General features: G+C 64.7%; 17 protein-coding genes. 10 read left to right on the forward strand and 7 right to left on the reverse strand.

Annotated features, from left to right (window positions below):
- The first annotated feature begins 1 nt into the window (after position 1).
- Positions 2 to 946 carry a MerR family transcriptional regulator gene (locus OK015_RS20940; RefSeq protein ID WP_268125874.1) on the forward strand — a complete coding sequence of 315 codons (945 nt, stop codon included), beginning with the start codon at positions 2 to 4 and terminating at the stop codon, positions 944 to 946.
- A 3-nt stretch (positions 947 to 949) separates the two neighbouring features.
- Here the strand turns inward: OK015_RS20940 and OK015_RS20945 are convergent, their stop codons facing one another.
- Positions 950 to 2,302: a salicylate synthase gene (locus tag OK015_RS20945; protein WP_442791141.1), complete on the reverse strand. Its 1,353-nt coding sequence runs from the start codon at positions 2,300 to 2,302 to the stop codon at positions 950 to 952.
- Between the two features lie 551 nt (positions 2,303 to 2,853).
- Here OK015_RS20945 and OK015_RS20950 point away from each other — a divergent pair.
- Both OK015_RS20950 and OK015_RS20955 read left to right on the forward strand, forming a co-directional pair.
- The gene (locus tag OK015_RS20950) at positions 2,854 to 3,060 is read left to right on the forward strand and encodes a hypothetical protein (protein ID WP_036470305.1); all 207 of its coding nucleotides are present in this window, start codon (positions 2,854 to 2,856) and stop codon (positions 3,058 to 3,060) included.
- Positions 3,061 to 3,342: 282 nt separating this feature from the next.
- A complete protein-coding gene (locus OK015_RS20955) occupies positions 3,343 to 4,581 on the forward strand; it encodes a sodium-dependent bicarbonate transport family permease (RefSeq protein WP_268125875.1) in 1,239 nt (412 codons plus the stop codon).
- A gap of 6 nt (positions 4,582 to 4,587) precedes the next feature.
- On the opposite strand, the gene hemW is transcribed toward OK015_RS20955, so the two are convergent.
- Positions 4,588 to 5,760, reverse strand: a complete 1,173-nt coding sequence (hemW, locus tag OK015_RS20960) for a radical SAM family heme chaperone HemW (protein WP_268125876.1) — start codon at positions 5,758 to 5,760, stop codon at positions 4,588 to 4,590.
- 342 nt (positions 5,761 to 6,102) lie between these two features.
- On the opposite strand from hemW, the gene OK015_RS29315 reads away from it, so the two are divergent.
- The 5 genes from OK015_RS29315 (at position 6,103) to OK015_RS20980 (ending at position 9,770) form a co-directional block, all read left to right on the forward strand.
- A complete protein-coding gene (locus OK015_RS29315) occupies positions 6,103 to 6,159 on the forward strand; it encodes a hypothetical protein (RefSeq protein WP_442791318.1) in 57 nt (18 codons plus the stop codon).
- A gap of 112 nt (positions 6,160 to 6,271) precedes the next feature.
- Complete coding sequence (locus tag OK015_RS20965; protein ID WP_268125877.1) at positions 6,272 to 7,942, forward strand: nitrite/sulfite reductase; 1,671 nt, start codon at positions 6,272 to 6,274, stop codon at positions 7,940 to 7,942.
- On the forward strand, positions 7,939 to 8,685 hold the full coding sequence (locus OK015_RS20970) for a phosphoadenylyl-sulfate reductase (protein WP_268125878.1): 747 nt from the start codon (positions 7,939 to 7,941) through the stop codon (positions 8,683 to 8,685). Before OK015_RS20965 ends, OK015_RS20970 begins: the two co-directional genes overlap by 4 nt.
- Complete coding sequence (locus OK015_RS20975) at positions 8,664 to 9,404, forward strand: sirohydrochlorin chelatase (RefSeq protein WP_442791142.1); 741 nt, start codon at positions 8,664 to 8,666, stop codon at positions 9,402 to 9,404. The genes OK015_RS20970 and OK015_RS20975 overlap by 22 nt, the downstream gene beginning before the upstream one ends.
- Before the next feature lie 36 nt (positions 9,405 to 9,440).
- Entirely contained in the window at positions 9,441 to 9,770 is a 330-nt protein-coding gene (locus OK015_RS20980) for a hypothetical protein (RefSeq protein ID WP_268125880.1), read from the forward strand.
- Positions 9,771 to 9,777: 7 nt separating this feature from the next.
- On the opposite strand, the gene OK015_RS20985 is transcribed toward OK015_RS20980, so the two are convergent.
- The 5 genes from OK015_RS20985 to OK015_RS21005 all read right to left on the reverse strand — a co-directional run bounded on the left by OK015_RS20985 (position 9,778) and on the right by OK015_RS21005 (position 14,117).
- Positions 9,778 to 10,836, reverse strand: coding sequence for a sulfate/molybdate ABC transporter ATP-binding protein (locus OK015_RS20985; protein WP_268125881.1), 1,059 nt, complete (start codon positions 10,834 to 10,836; stop codon positions 9,778 to 9,780).
- Positions 10,837 to 10,851: 15 nt separating this feature from the next.
- Positions 10,852 to 11,670 carry a sulfate ABC transporter permease subunit CysW gene (cysW, locus tag OK015_RS20990; protein ID WP_268125882.1) on the reverse strand — a complete coding sequence of 273 codons (819 nt, stop codon included), beginning with the start codon at positions 11,668 to 11,670 and terminating at the stop codon, positions 10,852 to 10,854.
- Positions 11,667 to 12,560, reverse strand: coding sequence for a sulfate ABC transporter permease subunit CysT (gene cysT, locus OK015_RS20995; protein WP_268125883.1), 894 nt, complete (start codon positions 12,558 to 12,560; stop codon positions 11,667 to 11,669). The genes cysW and cysT overlap by 4 nt, the downstream gene beginning before the upstream one ends.
- On the reverse strand, positions 12,557 to 13,594 hold the full coding sequence (locus OK015_RS21000; protein ID WP_442791143.1) for a sulfate ABC transporter substrate-binding protein: 1,038 nt from the start codon (positions 13,592 to 13,594) through the stop codon (positions 12,557 to 12,559). The genes cysT and OK015_RS21000 overlap by 4 nt, the downstream gene beginning before the upstream one ends.
- Positions 13,595 to 13,913: 319 nt before the next feature.
- Positions 13,914 to 14,117: a hypothetical protein gene (locus tag OK015_RS21005; protein ID WP_268125884.1), complete on the reverse strand. Its 204-nt coding sequence runs from the start codon at positions 14,115 to 14,117 to the stop codon at positions 13,914 to 13,916.
- A gap of 46 nt (positions 14,118 to 14,163) precedes the next feature.
- On the opposite strand from OK015_RS21005, the gene OK015_RS21010 reads away from it, so the two are divergent.
- Both OK015_RS21010 and OK015_RS21015 read left to right on the forward strand, forming a co-directional pair.
- The gene (locus tag OK015_RS21010) at positions 14,164 to 15,414 is read left to right on the forward strand and encodes an FAD-dependent oxidoreductase (protein WP_268125885.1); all 1,251 of its coding nucleotides are present in this window, start codon (positions 14,164 to 14,166) and stop codon (positions 15,412 to 15,414) included.
- A gap of 65 nt (positions 15,415 to 15,479) precedes the next feature.
- Positions 15,480 to 17,516: a glycoside hydrolase family 15 protein gene (locus OK015_RS21015; protein ID WP_268125886.1), complete on the forward strand. Its 2,037-nt coding sequence runs from the start codon at positions 15,480 to 15,482 to the stop codon at positions 17,514 to 17,516.
- The last annotated feature ends 12 nt before the right edge of the window (positions 17,517 to 17,528 follow it).

A 17,528-nucleotide genomic window follows, 5' to 3' on the forward strand; every position in this document is an offset into this window, starting at 1 on the left:
AATGGCACAGAACCGACCGCCCCGGCCGGAACCCGGCACGATCGCCAGCGTCCTGTACAACGTGCGACGGGTTCCCAAACGCGTACGCCGCCAATCGCGGGACTTCATCGAGACCGCGGTGTCTCAACTTTTCGACGCGGCCGCCCGCCAGCCGCACGGGCTCGCGGCGTCCGGGGAGTACCGGATCGACGATCTGGCCCGGTTGGCCGGCACCACCACCCGCAACATCCGGGTCTACCGCGATCGCGGGCTGCTGCCGCCGCCACTGCGGGTCGGCCGCATCGCCCTGTTCAACGACACCCATCTGACCCGGCTGCGACTGATCACCTCGATGCTGGACCGCGGCTACAACATCGCTCACGTCCGGGAAATGCTCAGCGCATGGGAAGAAGGCAAGAACCTCGGCGATGTTCTGGGTCTCGAGACGGCCATCGTGGGTACCTGGACCACCGAGAAGCCGGAAACCATGGCACTCGTCGACGCCGAGCGGCTCGTCGACGATCCGACCGCGTTCCAGCGACTGGTGGCCCTGCAGGTGATCCGGGTGGACGGCGAGCGAGCCACCGTGACCCGGCCCAAGCTGATCGACGCATTCAACGAGATCCGCAGCTACGGCGTCAAATTGGAGAAGCTGGTCGACCTGCACGAGCAGATCGTGCCCGAGATCGACAAGATCAGCGACCTGCTGGTGCGCGCCGGCGCCGAACACGTCATCGACAAGATCAAGCCCGGTCAGGCGCTGCCCGCGGATGCCGAGATCGCCGAGCTGATCACGATGCTGGTTCGCTTTCGCACTCAGGCGGTAGCGACCGTCACGGAAACACTGGCGTCGTCGATCGAGTCGAACATCGAGTCATTGGCCAGCCGCATCCTCGCCGACTACCTGGAACACTCGCCGGAAGCCGGTACCGACGAGTTGTCCGCACGCCGACGGACAGCCAACTGAAAGCTATTGCCGTGCAATCAGGTATGGCGCCAGCGTAGACAGTTTCTCGCAGGTTTCCTCGAATTCGCGCTCGGCTAGCGACTCTTCGATGATTCCAGCGCCGGCTCGCAGCCACGTCTTTCCGTCGCATTCGTAGGCCGCTCGCAGCGTCAGCGCGGCATCCAGCGCGCCGTCAGCCGAAACCATCACCACCGCACCGGAATACAGCCCCCGTGGCCCTTCGTCGAGACGTAGGATCGCCTCGACACCGGCGCCTTTCGGGATGCCCGACGCGGTAACCGCCGGGAAGAGGGCTTCCAAGGCGTCCATCCGATCGCTGGACGGATCCAACCGCCCGCTGACCGTGGAGCCCAGGTGTTGCACACTCCCCCGCTCCCGCACGGTCATGAAATCGGTCACAACCGCCGTTCCCGGTTCGGCGATCTCGCTCATCTCCTGCAGCGAGCTGCGGACCGAAATAGCATGCTCGACAATCTCTTTAGAATTCGACTCCAAGTCGTTGCGAGCCCGCCGATCGTTCGCCGGACCACGACCCAGCGCGCGGGTGCCCGCCAACGGCTCGGTGATCACCTCGCCGTCCTGACGGACGGCGGTGACGAGTTCGGGGCTGTAGCCCAGCGCGCGAATTCCGCCCAGCTGCAGCAAAAACGACCTCACCGGCGTGTTATGCCGACGGCCCAGCCGATAGCTAGACGGGAAGTCGAGCGTGAAAGGCACTTCCACGGAACGGGACAGGATCACCTTGTTGTACTTGCCGGCGGCGATCTCATTCACGGCCGTGGTCACCCGATCGCGGTAGTCCGACCCGTCGGCGGTGATATCGATCTCGCGGGTTTCGCGCAGGTTGGACACGCCCTCCCGCAGTATTTCCAGGACCGCTTCCCGGTGGCCCTGGGCCGCGTCGAGAAGCCACACGCCGTCCTGGCTCACCAGGATGCGAGAACTGGGCCAGAATAGTCGCGCCAGTGGCGTACCCGGCGTCAGCCGTTGTTGTAATCCATAACGGTAGACACCGAATTCGAATGCGATCCAACCGAAAAGCTGATCGGTTTCCAACAGCAGACGATCAATGGCCTCGCCCAGGGCGGATCCCGGGCGCCCGGACCACTGTTGGCGCTGCGTCACGCCGTCGCGGATAACCCGGAGCTCGTCGCTGTCCAGCTCGATCATCGCGTGCACACCGCTGGCGAGCACCCATTGACCGGCGTATTCGTAGAGCAAATAGTCCTCGCCAAGGCGCTCGGGCAGAACCATAGCGAGCTGAGCTGCCAGGTCGGCCGGGTCGATATGCGCGGGAAGGGGAATCGGCAATGACGTCATGCCTTTGGGGGTTGTTTCGACGCTGGCCTCGGTCACAGCTAGTAAATGTAGCCTAACCTATGAAAGTCCCCAAGCAGTGGTCCTGTGTGCTCCGTCTCGTTGCCTGCACAGTCGGTAAGCATCGCGGGGAGTTAAAGCATCGGCCGTTGTCAGGCTATCGCTCCGAGGGGGCGCGACGACAACTGACCGGTGGTTCGTCTGCCACAGTTTCCGCAGCTAGGCGGCATAAAATCGCCGCGTATCCGATGCTGCGCGACGGTGCCTGGGTAGGCGCCGAGGTGCATAAACGTTTCCCGATCGTTAACCTACCGGTCCCGGCGCGACGGGCTACCATAACCTGAGTTCTCCGGGCAAAGCGGGGTTGCTGAGCGACTCGACCAAGCCCCAGCGGCGCGGAGCGGGGGCTCGGCGAACGTCCATCACGTTCAGAAGCGCACTCGGCGCATTTGGGGGCAGTGGGGCTCGCACCAGAGGCCTCATTGGACTGATGACAGAAAGGCGTAACAAGACGTTCATATGATCGGGTTTGGGGATCGCCCAGCTAACGCCCGATCACTATCTGTCCCCGATCGATCGAGAGGAACATTATGTTCGTGATCAGGCTCGCGAACGGTGAAGAAGTTCAAGCATCCGACGGCGACGAACTCGAAATTAACCAGGAAACCGGTGTTCTTACCGTTTCCCGTGTCGATGGATTCGAAGAAATTACTACGCATTACTCGCCGTCCGCGTGGCTCTCGGTGACGCACCGCAAACGGGGCGCCGGGGTCAGGCCCTCGCTAATTTCCGGTTGAACGCCGACACGCTAATCCTGACAGTAAATGCACAGCGAACTCACAACACATTCACGCTAATCCCAGCATACCTGGTCCTACCAGCACCGCTGTGACCACGGGTTTTATGATGCGGGCCCATTTCGTCGCGGCTTGGAACGAGTTGCACATTTCGGGTGCGATCCGAGTGGCGGTTTGGCAGCGGCAGAGCTAAATTTTCCACGGTCGTCGGGATGCTCGTGGTCTCCCCCGCTTGCGGACGGTGCTTCCCCCGGGCCCCGGACGGACGAAGAGAGGCACCAAATGCTGCAAGAGTTCTGGAATAACTTCACGCATAACCTGTTCAAGCCACTCCTGCTTTTCTTCTACTTCGGTTTCCTAATTCCGATCTTGAAGGTGCGATTCGAGTTCCCGTATGTGATCTATCAAGGCCTCACCATGTATCTGTTGCTGGCTATCGGCTGGCATGGCGGTGAAGAACTTGCCCAGGTCAGCGCCTCCAGCGTCGGGGCGATCGTGGGATTCATGGTGTTGGGCTTCGTGCTCAATTTCCTGCTCGGCGTAATCGCCTACTTCCTGCTCGGTTGGCTGACCAAATTGCGGAGAATCGACCGGGGAACCATCGCCGGTTATTACGGCTCGGATTCGGCCGGGACGTTTGCCACCTGTGTGGCGGTCCTGGCCGCGGTGAACATCGCCTTCAATGCCTACATGCCGGTGATGCTGGCTGTGATGGAGATACCCGGCTGCCTGGTGGCGCTGATCCTGGTGGCGCGGCTGCGGCACCGAGGCATGGACCCGGCGGGCAATATGGCCGACGAGCCGGGCTACACGCCGGTGAAGGTCGGGGTCGGCCCCGGCACCGCGGCACGGCCCCCACACGGCCAGAGCCTGGAAACCGAACGCGCATTGGGAATCGAGGAAGAGCTCGAGCTTTCGCTGGAAAAGGGCGAGCGCACAGAGGAACTCGACGTGAGCCCGAGCACCCAGCTCACCAAAAAGAAGCCGTCCATTTTCTCCCGCGAGCTCTTCCAGGAGGTGTTCCTCAATCCCGGGTTGGTGCTGCTGATCGGCGGCATTGTGATCGGCCTCGTCAGTGGTCTGCAGGGCCAGAAGGTCGTGCAAGACGACGACAAGTTCTTCGTCTTGGCATTCCAGGGCGTGTTATGTCTTTTCCTGCTCGAGATGGGCATGACGGCCTCGCGCAAGTTGAAGGACCTGAGAACGGCGGGGCCCGGGTTCATCTTCTTCGCGGTGCTGGCTCCGAATGTCTTTGCGACGCTGGGGATCTTCGCTGCCTGCGCCTACGCCAGCGTGACTCACACCGACTTCAAGACGGGCACCTATGTGCTGTTCGCGGTCTTGTGCGGCGCGGCGTCCTATATCGCCGTGCCGGCGGTTCAGCGACTGGCGATCCCGGAAGCAAGCCCGACACTGCCGTTGGCCGCGTCGCTGGGTCTGACGTTCTCCTACAACGTCACCATCGGAATCCCGCTCTACATCGAGATTGCCCGGGTCATCGAACAGTGGTTCGGCGTCTGACGCCGTTCACCCCAACAGCGTCCGCACGACCGCGTCGGCGAGCAACCGGCCACGCGGCGTGAGGACGAGCCTGTCGCCGTCGGCCACCAACAAGCCGTCGGCGACAACGGCCTTGGCGCGTTCATGTTCGGCGGCGTTTAGTCCCGCCAACGGAAGCCCTTGGCGTAATCGGGTTTTCAACAGCACATCCTCGGTGTGCAACGCCTCGGCGTCGAGCTGCTCGAAACCCGCTACCGGCAAGGTCGAACCGGCCAGCATCTCCGCGTAAGCGTTGGGGTGCTTGACATTCCACCATCGCGTTGCGCCCACGTATCCGTGCGCACCCGGTCCCGCGCCCCACCACTGGCCACCATCCCAGTAGCCGAGGTTATGCCGGCACTCACCGCCCTGGCGCGACCAGTTGGACACCTCGTACCAATCGAAGCCGGCGGCAGACAGGCGGTCGTCGAGCAGCTCGTAGCGGTGCGCCAGCACGTCGTCGTCGGGTGCAGCCAGCTCGCCGCTGCGAACCCGGCGGGCCAGTGCGGTTCCCTCCTCGACGACCAGCGCATACGCGGACACATGGTCGACGCCGGTCGCGATCGCCGTATCGACCGAGCGCAGTAGCTCGTCATCGGTCTCACCCGGCGTTCCATAGATCAGGTCGAGACTGACGTGTTCGAAGCCCGCGTCCAGGGCCTCGCGGGCTGCGGACGCCGACCGGTTCGGCGTGTGGATCCGGTCGAGCACACCCAACACGAATGGGGACACCGACTGCATGCCGAGGGAAACCCTGGTGTACCCGGCCGCTCGGGCGGCCTCGAAGAAGTCCGGCCACGCGGATTCGGGGTTCGCCTCGGTGGTGATCTCGGCGTCCGGCGCCAGCTCGAAATGCTCGCGCACCATGTCCAGCAGCGTGGCCACGCGCGCACCGCCCAGCAGCGACGGCGTCCCGCCGCCGACGAACACCGTGTTCACCGTCGGTGCGTCCAGGCGTGCGGCGGCCAGCGCCAACTCGGTGCGCAGTGCCAGCAGCCAGGCGTCCGGGTTGACACCGCCCAACTCGGCGGGCGTATAGGTGTTGAAATCGCAATAGCCGCAACGAGTTATGCAGAACGGGACGTGCACATACATCCCGAACGACTGCCCAGGACTCCGCTGTATCCCCGGTAGCTCAACCGGTTCCGCGCGAAGGGCCATGCCAAATGATTGCACGACCTGCGGGTCGCGCCCGCCGCTCGGCGAGGATGCGGGTGAGCAAATTCACGCCTGGGCAAGCGCGCGATTGTACGAGTTACACCTCGTCGGCGCTGAGCGGAGGCGCTCGCAGCCACCCGCTCGGGCCGGGAGCCAATTGACCACTTCAGGCGCACAAGTGGGCGATCTCTCAGGGCTTTCTCGGTTTTGTATGTCGAATTACCCAAGATTATCGGGTAGTTTTGCTCACCGTGAGAACAAATCCGACCTGGTGGCACTGGCAGTCGCTATCCATGGCAGAATGGTCGCGTGACCGTCGCCCAGCCCAGCGTGCGCATTGCGCTCGTGGCGCGGCGGCACATCGATCTCAAACGTGTCTGCAGCTGTAGCTGTCCGGTTTGATCTCGTAGACCCGCCCACCTGTACGTCCAGCTGGCGCCGGATCTGCGCCCGCCTGAGAAATTCCGGTGCGTCGCGCGTCCATGCCCGCTCAGTCCGCGAAGGAGACCTTCGAATGACCACAGCCCGTCCCGCCAAGGCGGCCCGGAGTGAGGGCCAGTGGGCGCTCGGAGAACGCGAGCCACTGAACCCCAACGAGGCGTTCAAGCAAGCCGGGCCCCCGCTCGAGGTGCGAGAACGTATCGAAAACGTTTACGCCAAAGAGGGCTTCGACAGCATCGAGAAAAACGACCTGCGCGGACGTATGCGCTGGTGGGGCCTGTACACCCAGCGAGAGCAGGGCTACGACGGCAGCTGGACCGGCGACGAGAACATGGACAAGCTCGAAGCCAGATACTTCATGATGCGGGTGCGCTGCGACGGCGGCGCGCTGTCGGCCGCTGCACTGCGCACCCTGGGGCAGATCTCGATCGAATTCGCTCGCGACACCGCCGACATCTCCGATCGCGAGAACGTGCAATACCACTGGATAGAGGTGGAAAAGGTCCCCGAAATCTGGCGGCGGCTGGACTCGGTCGGACTGCAGACCGCCGAGGCGTGTGGCGACTGCCCCCGCGTGATCCTGGGCTCACCGCTGGCCGGTGAATCGCTCGACGAGGTGCTCGACCCCACCTGGGCGATCGACGAGATCGTGCGTCGCTACATCGGCAAACCCGAGTTCGCCGACCTGCCGCGCAAATACAAGACCGCGATCTCCGGTCTGCAGGATGTCGTGCACGAGGTCAACGACATCGCGTTCATCGGTGTCAACCACCCCGAGCATGGTCCCGGGCTGGACCTATGGGTGGGCGGCGGCCTGTCCACCAACCCGATGCTGGGCCAGCGAGTCGGTGCCTGGGTCCCGCTCGAAGAAGTGCCCGAGGTATGGGCCGCGGTAACCTCGATCTTCCGCGACTACGGCTACCGACGACTGCGGGCCAAGGCGCGGCTGAAGTTCCTGCTCAAAGACTGGGGCATCGAGAAGTTCCGCGAAGTTCTGGAAACCGAGTACCTCAAGCGTCCCCTCATCGACGGGCCGGCCCCCGAGCCGGTCAAGCATCCGATCGACCACGTCGGCGTGCAACGGCTCAAGAACGGACTGAACGCCGTCGGGGTCGCCGCGATCGCGGGACGGGTATCCGGCACCATCCTCACCAAAGTGGCCGACCTCGCCGAGCAGGCCGGGTCGGACCGGATCCGGTTCACGCCCTATCAGAAGCTGGTCGTCCTCGACATCCCCGACGACAAGCTCGACGAAGTCATCGCCGGCCTGGACGCGCTCGGCCTGCAGTCACAGCCATCGCATTGGCGCCGGAATCTGATGGCGTGCACCGGGATCGAGTTCTGCAAGTTGTCCTTCGCCGAAACCCGGGTCAAGGCACAGACTTTGGTGCCCGAGCTGGAGCGCCGGCTGGAAGACATCAACTCGCAGCTCGACGTGCCGATCACGGTCAACATCAACGGCTGCCCCAACTCGTGTGCGCGAATTCAAATCGCCGACATCGGATTCAAGGGCCAGATGGTCGACGACGGCGATGGCAACTCGGTCGAGGGCTTCCAGGTGCACCTGGGCGGCAGCCTCGGGCTGGACAGCGGATTCGGCCGCAAACTGCGTCAGCACAAGGTCACCAGTGACGAGCTGGGCGACTACATCGATCGGGTGGCGCGCAACTTCGTCAAGCACCGTAACGACGGGGAGCGGTTCGCGCAGTGGGCACTTCGCGCGGAAGAGGGCGACCTCCGATGACCAGCCAAGCGGCGACCAAGCCGACCGAAGACGAACTGCGCGAGATGGCGACCCGCGGCGCCGCCGAACTCGACGGCGCGAGCGCAGACGAGCTGTTGCGCTGGACCGACGAGAACTTCGGCGGTGTCAACGGCCCGCGCGGCTGGGCGACCTGCAACTATGTCGTCGCCTCCAATATGCAGGACGCCGTGCTGGTGGACCTCGCGTCCAAGGTGCGGCCCGGCGTACCGGTGCTCTTCCTGGACACCGGCTATCACTTCGTCGAAACCATCGGCACCCGTGATGCGATCGAATCCGTTTACGACGTGCGGGTTCTCAACGTCACGCCGGAGAACACGGTCGCCGAGCAGGACGAGCTGCTGGGCAAGGACCTGTTCGCGCGGGATCCCGGCGAGTGCTGCCGGTTACGCAAGGTCGTTCCGCTGGGCAAGACACTCAGCGGTTACTCCGCGTGGGTGACCGGGCTGCGCCGCGTCGAGGCACCGACCCGCGCCAACGCGCCGCTGATCAGCTTCGACGAGGCTTTCAAGCTGGTGAAGATCAACCCGCTGGCGGCGTGGAGCGACGAGCAGCTGCAGAACTACATCGACGAGCACGACGCGCTGGTCAATCCGCTTGTCTACGAAGGCTATCCGTCGATCGGCTGCGCGCCCTGCACGGCCAAGCCGGTCGAGGGTGCAGACCCGCGCAGCGGGCGCTGGCAGGGGCTGTCCAAGACCGAATGTGGGTTGCACGCGTCGTGACCACTCTCCTGCTGACCGCACACGGAAGCAAGGATCCACGGTCGGCGGCCAATGCGCGTGCCGTCGCCGACCGAGTGGCGCGGATGCGGCCGAATCTCGATGTGCGACTGGCGTTCCTGGACCACAGTTCGCCGAGCCTGGCCGATGCGCTCATGTCGCTGGACGGCCCGGCGGTCGTCACCCCGCTACTGTTGGCCAACGCGTATCACGCCCGGGCCGACATCCCCCGCCAGATCGCCAGTTGCGTTACGTCCCAACACGTGTGGCAAGCACCTGTGCTCGGTGAGGACGACCGGCTGGTGTCGGTGCTGCGTCAGCGCATGACGGATTTGGGCGTCTCACACCTCGACGACGGTATCGGTGCTCTCGTCGTGGCGATCGGCACATCCGACCTGGCCGTGAACGCTCGGACCGGCCGGGTCGCGCCAAAGCTGTTGGCCGGCACGTCTTGGGCAGGGGCAACGACCGCGTTCGCCACCCAGCAGGACCGTTCGCTGGCCGAAGCGCTCGGCAGGCTGCGCCGCCAGGGCGCGCGCCGGGTGGTCGTCGCGCCGTGGTTCCTGGCACCCGGACGGCTACCCGACCAGGTGCAACGATTCGCCGCCAAGGCCGGCATCGAGGTGGCGGCCCCGCTGGGCGCCCACCGATTGGTGGCCGAAACCGTGCTGGATCGCTTCGATCAGGCGGCCGCCGAACAGATCGCGGCCGCAGCCGCCTAACAGGACGTCGATTCGCCTGCCCACTAACATGGCGCAATGGGTGACCACGACCCGCACCGGCTCGCCGAGCACCTGGCCGGCCTGCCCCACTACCATGTCGTCGCCGCAAACCGGAACAACGAGCTCATCTACAGCGACGGGTTCACCTGGGCCGGGGCGGAAGGATTCGCCGCGGACTTGATCTCACCGGCGCCGGGCGCTCCCGTGCCCGAGGTGGAACTCGACGCGGTGTGGATTATCGAATCCGATCCGCGATGGTGCCCGTTCGCCCACGGTGACGACACCGCCGAATCCGACGAGGAGCGGGTCGCCGAATATCTCGAACGGCTGACACAGCAGCCGCCCTACTGGTCGACGCTGGGATGAGCGCGGATCAGGCCGACGTCAGCGTGCTCTGATCTGCGTCGGACGGCGAAACATCCGCGATGGGCGGCACCCGGGTGGCCCGCACGTAGACGGTGTCCCCGTCCTTCAGGGCCAGCGCCTCGGCGTCGCCCCGGGTGATTTGGGCGGTGAAATTGCCGCCGGTGGCCGCGCTGGTCAACTCGACGCGCACCTCGAAACCCAGTGCCACGACCCGCTCGACGGTAGCGCGCACCACGCCTATGGCCTCGGCGGTGCCGTCGCCGCCGGCGACGGCCATCTCCGGACTGCGTCCAACCCGGATGTCATGGGGGCGAACCAAATTGCCGTTCAAAGCGGAGACCGCCCCGAGAAAAGACATCACGAATGCGTTCGCGGGGGCGTCGTAGACATCGGTCGGGGATCCGACCTGCTCGATGCGACCCTTGTTGAGCACCGCGATGCGGTCGGCCACGTCCAACGCCTCGGCCTGGTCGTGAGTCACCAGCACCGTGGTGACGTGGACCTCGTCGTGCAGGCGCCGCAACCAGGCCCGCAGATCCTCGCGAACCTTGGCGTCCAGCGCGCCGAACGGCTCGTCGAGCAGCAGCACCTGCGGGTCGACGGCCAGCGCGCGCGCCAACGCCATCCGCTGTCGCTGACCACCGGAGAGCTGGTTGGGGTAGCGGCCCTGAAATCCGCTGAGCCCCACGACTTCCAGCAGGTTGTCGACCTTCTCCTTGATCTCGGCCTTGGGTCGCTTGCGGATCTTCAATCCGTACGCGACATTGTCGCGGACCGTCATGTGTTTGAACGCCGCGTAATGCTGGAACACGAACCCGATGCCGCGTCGCTGCGGCGGTACCCGAGTGACGTCACGGCCGTTGATCGTGATCTTCCCGGTGTCGGGCTGGTCGAGGCCGGCGATGGTGCGCAGCAGGGTCGACTTCCCCGAACCACTGGGACCAAGCAATGCGGTCAACGAACCCGTGGGCACGACGAAATCCACATGGTCCAGGGCAACGAAATCGCCATAGCGTTTGTTGGCGTCGCGAACGATGATCGCATCGTCTGTTTCGGTGGCAGTCATTTTCGTGTCTCCTTGTCAAGCAACCTTGTTCGCGCGTGCTCGGCGAATGTCGAGAATCACCTGGACGATCAAAACCGCCACAGCGACTCCCATCAGCAGCGTGGATAGTGCATAGGCGCCGTACTCGGCACCCCGGCTATAGCGGTCGGAGACCAACAGCGTCAGTGTCTGCGATTTCCCGGGGAGATTGGACGACACGATGATCACCGCGCCGTATTCGCCGAGTGTGCGTGCGATGGTCAATACGATGCCGTAGGTCAGGCCCCACCGGATGGACGGCAGGGTGACCCGCCAAAACGTTTGCCACCAACTTGAGCCCAGTGTCGCGGCTGCCTGTTCTTGGTCGGTTCCCAACTCGTGCAGCACCGGCTCGACTTCGCGAACCACGAAGGGCAGCGTGACGAAGATGCTGGCGAGAACTATGCCCGGCAGGCCGAAGATGATCTTCAACCCAAAGTCTTGCTCGACGAAGCCGAACGCCCCCGCCGATCCCCACAACAGAATCAGGGCGACGCCCACGATCACCGGCGAGACAGCGAACGGCAGGTCGATGACCGCCTGCAGCACACCCTTGCCGCGGAACTTGTTGCGCGCCAACACAAGCGCCGTGGGAATCCCGAAAATAACGTTCAGTGGCACCACGATGGCCACCACCAGCAGCGACAAATCCAGCGCCGACTGCGCCGCCGGGGTACTCACCCAGTCGTAAAACTGGCCGAACCCCGGCTCAAAGGTCCGCCAGAGGATCAGGGCGACCGGAACTATCAGCAGCACAAAGACGTACGCCAGCCCGACATAACGAGTGAGGTAGCGAACCCACGGCGACGACGTCACGAGCCCCTCTCCTCCCGTCGCGCACCCCGGGCAGCCACGATGCGCAGAACGAACAGCAGGACGAATGAAATGAGCAGCAGCACAATGGATATTGCCGCGGCGCCGGTGCGGTCGTCGTTCTCGATCAGGGTACGTATCCACTGCGACGAGACTTCGGTCTTGCCGGGTACCGCTCCACCGATCAGCACCACCGAACCGAACTCGCCGATGGCCCGGGAGAATGCCAGGCCGGCCCCGGACAACAAAGACGGCAGCAGCGACGGCAGGATGACGGACGTGAAGATCTTCGGGCCGCTCGCGCCCAGAGACGCCGCCGCCTCCTCGGTTTCGCGTTCGATTTCCAGTAACACCGGCTGGACTGCCCGCACCACAAATGGCAAGGTGACGAATGCGAGCGCCACCGCCACACCCCACCCGGTGTGTTGCAGGTGCAAGCCCACCGGACTGTTGTTTCCGTAGAGCGCCAACATGACCAGGCTGGCGACAATCGTCGGCAGCGCGAACGGCAGGTCGATGACCGTATCGACGAGCCTTCTCCCGATGAAGTCGTCGCGCACCAAGATCCACGCGATCAGCAGACCGAACACGGTGTTGACCACCGTGACCCCGACGCTGATGGTCAGCGTCACCCGGAACGAATCCACTGCCGCGTGCGACGTGACCGCCAGCCAGAAGGCGTGCCAGCCACCACCGGCGGCTTGCCAAGCGATCGCGGCCAGCGGCAACAGCACGATGACCGAGAGCCACACCGTCGCCACACCGACCCGCAGTGACGTGCCGGCGCCAAGCCCGTAAGAACGCGGACCGCGCCGCCCAGCCGTGTTGGCGCCGCCGGGCGGGCCGAGTGGTGGGCGGATCGTCCCGGAACCCGGCGTGATCGCCGCCGTCATCCCGTGGCCTTCGTGTAGATCTTGGTGATGCTGCCGTTGTTCTTATCGAACAGTTGAGGATCCACCGTGGCCCAACCACCCAGGTCGGCGATCGTCCACAGTTTCGCCGGGAGCGGGAACTGGTCCCGGAACTGGGCGGCGACCGCGGGATCGACCGAGCGGTAGCCGGCCTGTGCCCACACCGTCTGCGCCGCCGCGGTGTACTGGAAGTTCTTGAACGCGGTCGCGGCGTCGAGATGCGGGCTCGTGGTCACCACCGCCACCGGGTTCTCGATCTTGAAAGTCTGCTTCGGGATGACATGTTCGACCGGTTTGCCCGCCCGCTCCGCGGCGATGGCCTCGTTTTCATAACTGATCAGCACGTCGCCGCTGCCCTGGACGAAGACATCGGTAGCTTCGCGTCCCGACCCGGGACGCAGCTTGACGTGTTCACGCACCAGCTTGCCGATAAAGTCAATGCCAGCTTGACTATTGTTCCCGCCATCGCTTTTGGCTGCGTATGGCGCCAGCAGATTCCACTTGGCCGAACCTGAACTCAACGGGCTGGGGGTGATGACCTCCACATCGGGTCGCAGCAGGTCGTCCCAATCCTTGATGTTCTTCGGATTGCCGTTGCGCACCACCAACGCCACCACCGACCCGAATGGGATGCCCTTGGTGGCATCGCTATTCCAGTCCTTGGAGACCTTGCCCGCCTTGACCAATCGGGTGATGTCCGGTTCGACCGAAAAATTGACCACATCGGCCGGCTTGCCGTCGACAACCCCGCGAGATTGGTCGCCGGACGCCCCGTACGAGGTGACCACCTGCACGCTCTTACCCTCGTCGGACGCATTGAAAGCGGGAATCACCTTGCTCCATCCGGGTTCTGGGACCGAATAAGCGACCAGGGTGATGCTCGTATGCGCATTGGCCAAGCCGCCGCCGCCCACGGCATCACTCGAACCCGGACTACATGCCGCGGCCACACCGATGGTCAGTGCGAGCGCGACGAAAGGCCGCCAGCGCGGTGCGCTGTCGTTGTCGATATGCATTGACGGCCTTCCAGTGCGGGCTTATGGGTAACGGTCCCGTTGCTGCGGAAAGGCTTTGAAGATGTCAGGAGGATTTGCTAACTCCCTACCAAACCGCGCGGGGGTGGTAGTCAGCGACAACAGCGCACGAAGACATCACAATCCGGAGCTTCGGATGTCACGTGCATGGCGCGAAGCCTAACAGGAATTCGCAGGGCCGCCACCGGGCCGGGTCTGGGTGCGAGTCGGCACGCGCCTCAGTGCGTCACCAGCCACGCGACGAGCACCAACGCCACGAGCGTGACGAGAATCAGCGTCACGTGAGACCGAGGCATCGCGGTTACCTGGGCGTCCCGTCGAGCTGGCGGGCGCGGCGCATCAATTCGATGCCCTTGTTGAGCACGGCGTCCAACACCACCGCCACGCCGTAGGCGACCGCCAACACGACGGGCATCACCACCATGGCCTGGAGCACGAACGGAAGTCCGGAGATCCACAGTTCGTTGCCGTCCCACCAATTGAGGAACCCGTTCACCGGGCCCACACTATTCGTCCCAGCACCGGAAACACCAATGTGTCAAGATCGGCGCGTGCCAAACGCATCGGACGAAACCACCGTTGTCATCGCCGGCGGCGGTCCGGCCGGGATCGTGCTTGGCCTGCTCCTGGCGCGCGGTGGCGTAAGAGTCACGGTGATGGAAAAACACGCTGACTTTCTGCGTGACTTCCGAGGTGACACCGTGCACGCGAGCACCCTGCGACTGCTTGACGAACTCGGTTTGGGATCGCGGTTCGCCCAGCTCCCGCATCGTCTCATCGACTCCATGCGGATGCAGCTGGACGGCCAGCCGGTCAGCTTCGATCTGACCCACCTTCCCGGCGCGCATCAGCACATCGCCCTGGTGCCGCAATGGGATCTGCTGGAACTGCTGGCCAGCGCCGCCGAGTCCGAACCCACCTTCCGGTTGCTGCGCGGCACCGAGGTGACCGGCGTGGTTCGCGAAGGCGACCGCGTCGTCGGCGTCACCTATCGCGACCAGAGCGGCGAAAACAAAGAAATGCGGGCCGAGCTGACGGTGGCTTGTGACGGCCGCAGCTCGACCGTGCGCTCAGCGGCCGGACTGACACCGCGGAGTTTCGGCGCACCAATGGACGTGTGGTGGTTCCGCTTGCCGCGCCAACCCGATGACCCGGCTGGACTGGCCGGCACCTTCGAGGCCGGACACGGGACGATCATGATCGACCGCGGCGACTACTACCAGATCGCCTACGTCATTCCCAAGGGAGCCGACGCGCAGGTGCGCGCCGAAGGTATCGAGGCGTTCCACCGCGTGTTGTTGAGCCTGGTGCCTTGGCTCGTCGATCGGATCGACACGCTGTCTTCGTTCGACGACGTGAAATTGCTTGACGTACAACTCAATCGGCTCCCTCGCTGGTACTCAGACGGTGTGCTGTGCATCGGTGACGCGGCGCACGCGATGTCGCCGGTCGGAGGCATCGGCATCAACCTGGCGGTGGCCGACGCGGTCGCGGCGGGGCGCTTGCTGGCGGGCCCGCTGCAACGCGGACGGGTATCCACCCGGCAGCTGGCCCGGGTGCAGTTGCGCCGCTGGATGCCGACCGCGCTGCTGCAGGCGGCGCAACGCGCGGTCCACGCCCGAGTGATTGCGGTCGCAGTGGAAGCGCCTGATCGGACGGGCGGCCGCAATGGCGACCTCGGCGTTGAAAGGGTGTTGCGGCTGGTCGGCCGGGCGCCCGCACTGCAGCGGTTGATCGGCTACATGATGGCGATCGGTCCGCTGCCCGAGCACGCGCCGAAGTTTGCCCGGCCCCACGAATAGTCACACGACCCGCGACCCCGGCAAAAGCATGGACGCCGGACGGGTCGACAGTCGATGATGTCGAGATGGTCTTGCATGCCCAACCCGCCGACCAGCCTGCCGACGCCGCCGAAGAGGCGTTGCCATCGGCCCGCCAAGCAGCGCTGGCCTCGCCGCTCGACTTCAGCGCGCCGGCACCGTTTGCCTCAGGCGGGCAGCTGCGCAACCCGTTTCCGCCGATCGCCGACTACGCATTTCTGTCCGACTGGGAAACGACGTGCCTGATCTCCCCCGCCGGTTCGGTCGAGTGGCTGTGCGTGCCCCGGCCGGACTCGCCAAGCGTGTTCGGCGCGATCCTGGACCGCAGCGCGGGCCATTTCCGGCTCGGCCCCTATGGCGTCTCGGTGCCCTCGGCCCGGCGCTACCTGCCCGGCAGCCTGATCATGGAAACCACGTGGCAGACCCACACCGGGTGGCTGATTGTGCGCGATGCGCTGGTAATGGGCCCCTGGCATGACATCGAGCGGCGCTCACGCACCCATCGCCGCACCCCGATGGACTGGGACGCCGAGCACATCCTGCTGCGCACCGTGCGATGTGTCAGCGGCACCGTCGAGCTGGTAATGAGTTGCGAGCCGGCCTTCGACTACCACCGCATCGGCCCCACCTGGGAATACTCCGCCAACGCATACGGCGAGGTGCTCGCTCGCGCCAGCAAGCAACCGGACGACCATCCGCAGCTGCGGCTGACCAGCAACCTGAACATCGGGCTGGAAGGCCGGGAAGCACGGGCGCGCACCCGGATGAAGGAGGGCGACGACGTGTTCGTCGCCCTGAGCTGGACCAAACACCCGGCGCCGCAGACCTTCGAAGAGGCCGCGGACAAGATGTGGCAAACCACCGAGTGCTGGCGGCAGTGGATCAACATCGGCAACTTCCCGGACCATCCGTGGCGCGCGTATCTGCAGCGCAGCGCGCTCACCCTGAAGGGCTTGACCTATTCACCCACCGGCGCGCTGCTGGCCGCCAGCACCACGTCGCTGCCGGAAACGCCACGGGGCGAGCGCAACTGGGACTACCGCTACGCATGGATCCGCGACTCGACCTTCGCGTTGTGGGGCCTCTACACGCTGGGCCTGGATCGCGAAGCCGACGACTTCTTCGCGTTCATCGCCGACGTGTCCGGCGCCAACAACAACGAGCGTCACCCGCTGCAGGTGATGTACGGAGTCGGTGGCGAGCGCAGCCTGGTCGAAGAGGAATTGAACCACCTGTCCGGCTACGACCATGCGCGTCCGGTACGGATCGGCAACGGCGCCTATGACCAGATCCAGCACGACATTTGGGGCTCGATCCTGGATTCGTTCTACCTGCACGCCAAGTCACGCGAACAGGTTCCGGAAACGCTGTGGCCGGTGCTGAAGAAGCAGGTGGAAGAGGCGATCGCGCACTGGCGCGAGCCCGATCGCGGCATCTGGGAGGTGCGCGGGGAGCCACAGCACTTCACCTCGTCGAAGGTGATGTGCTGGGTGGCGCTGGACCGCGGGTCCAAACTGGCCGAGCGCCAGGGCGAGAAGAGCTATGCCCAGCAGTGGCGGGTCATCGCCGAGGAGATCAAAGCCGACATCCTGAAGAACGGTGTGGACTCCCGCGGTGTGTTCACCCAGCGCTACGGCAGCGACGCGCTGGATGCCTCGCTGCTGCTCGTGGTGTTGACCCGCTTCCTGCCACCCGACGACCCGCGGGTGCGCAACACGGTGCTGGCCATCGCCAACGAACTCACCGAGGAAGGCCTGGTGCTGCGCTACCGGGTCGAGCAGACCGACGACGGGCTGTCCGGCGAGGAAGGCACCTTCACCATCTGTTCGTTTTGGCTGGTGTCGGCGCTGGTCGAGATCGGTGAGGTGGCGCGGGCGAAGCGACTGTGCGAGCGGCTGCTGTCCTATGCGAGCCCGCTGCATCTCTACGCCGAGGAGATCGAGCCGCGCACCGGCCGGCACCTGGGCAACTTCCCGCAAGCGTTCACCCACCTGGCGCTGATCAACGCGGTGGTACATGTGATCCGTGCGGAGGAGGAATCCGACGGCTCCGGGATGTTCCAGCCCGCGAACGCGCCTATGTAGCGGAAAACATTG

It is taken from the genome of Mycobacterium sp. Aquia_216 (genome assembly GCF_026723865.1).
In the GTDB taxonomy this organism is placed as follows: Bacteria; Actinomycetota; Actinomycetes; order Mycobacteriales; family Mycobacteriaceae; genus Mycobacterium.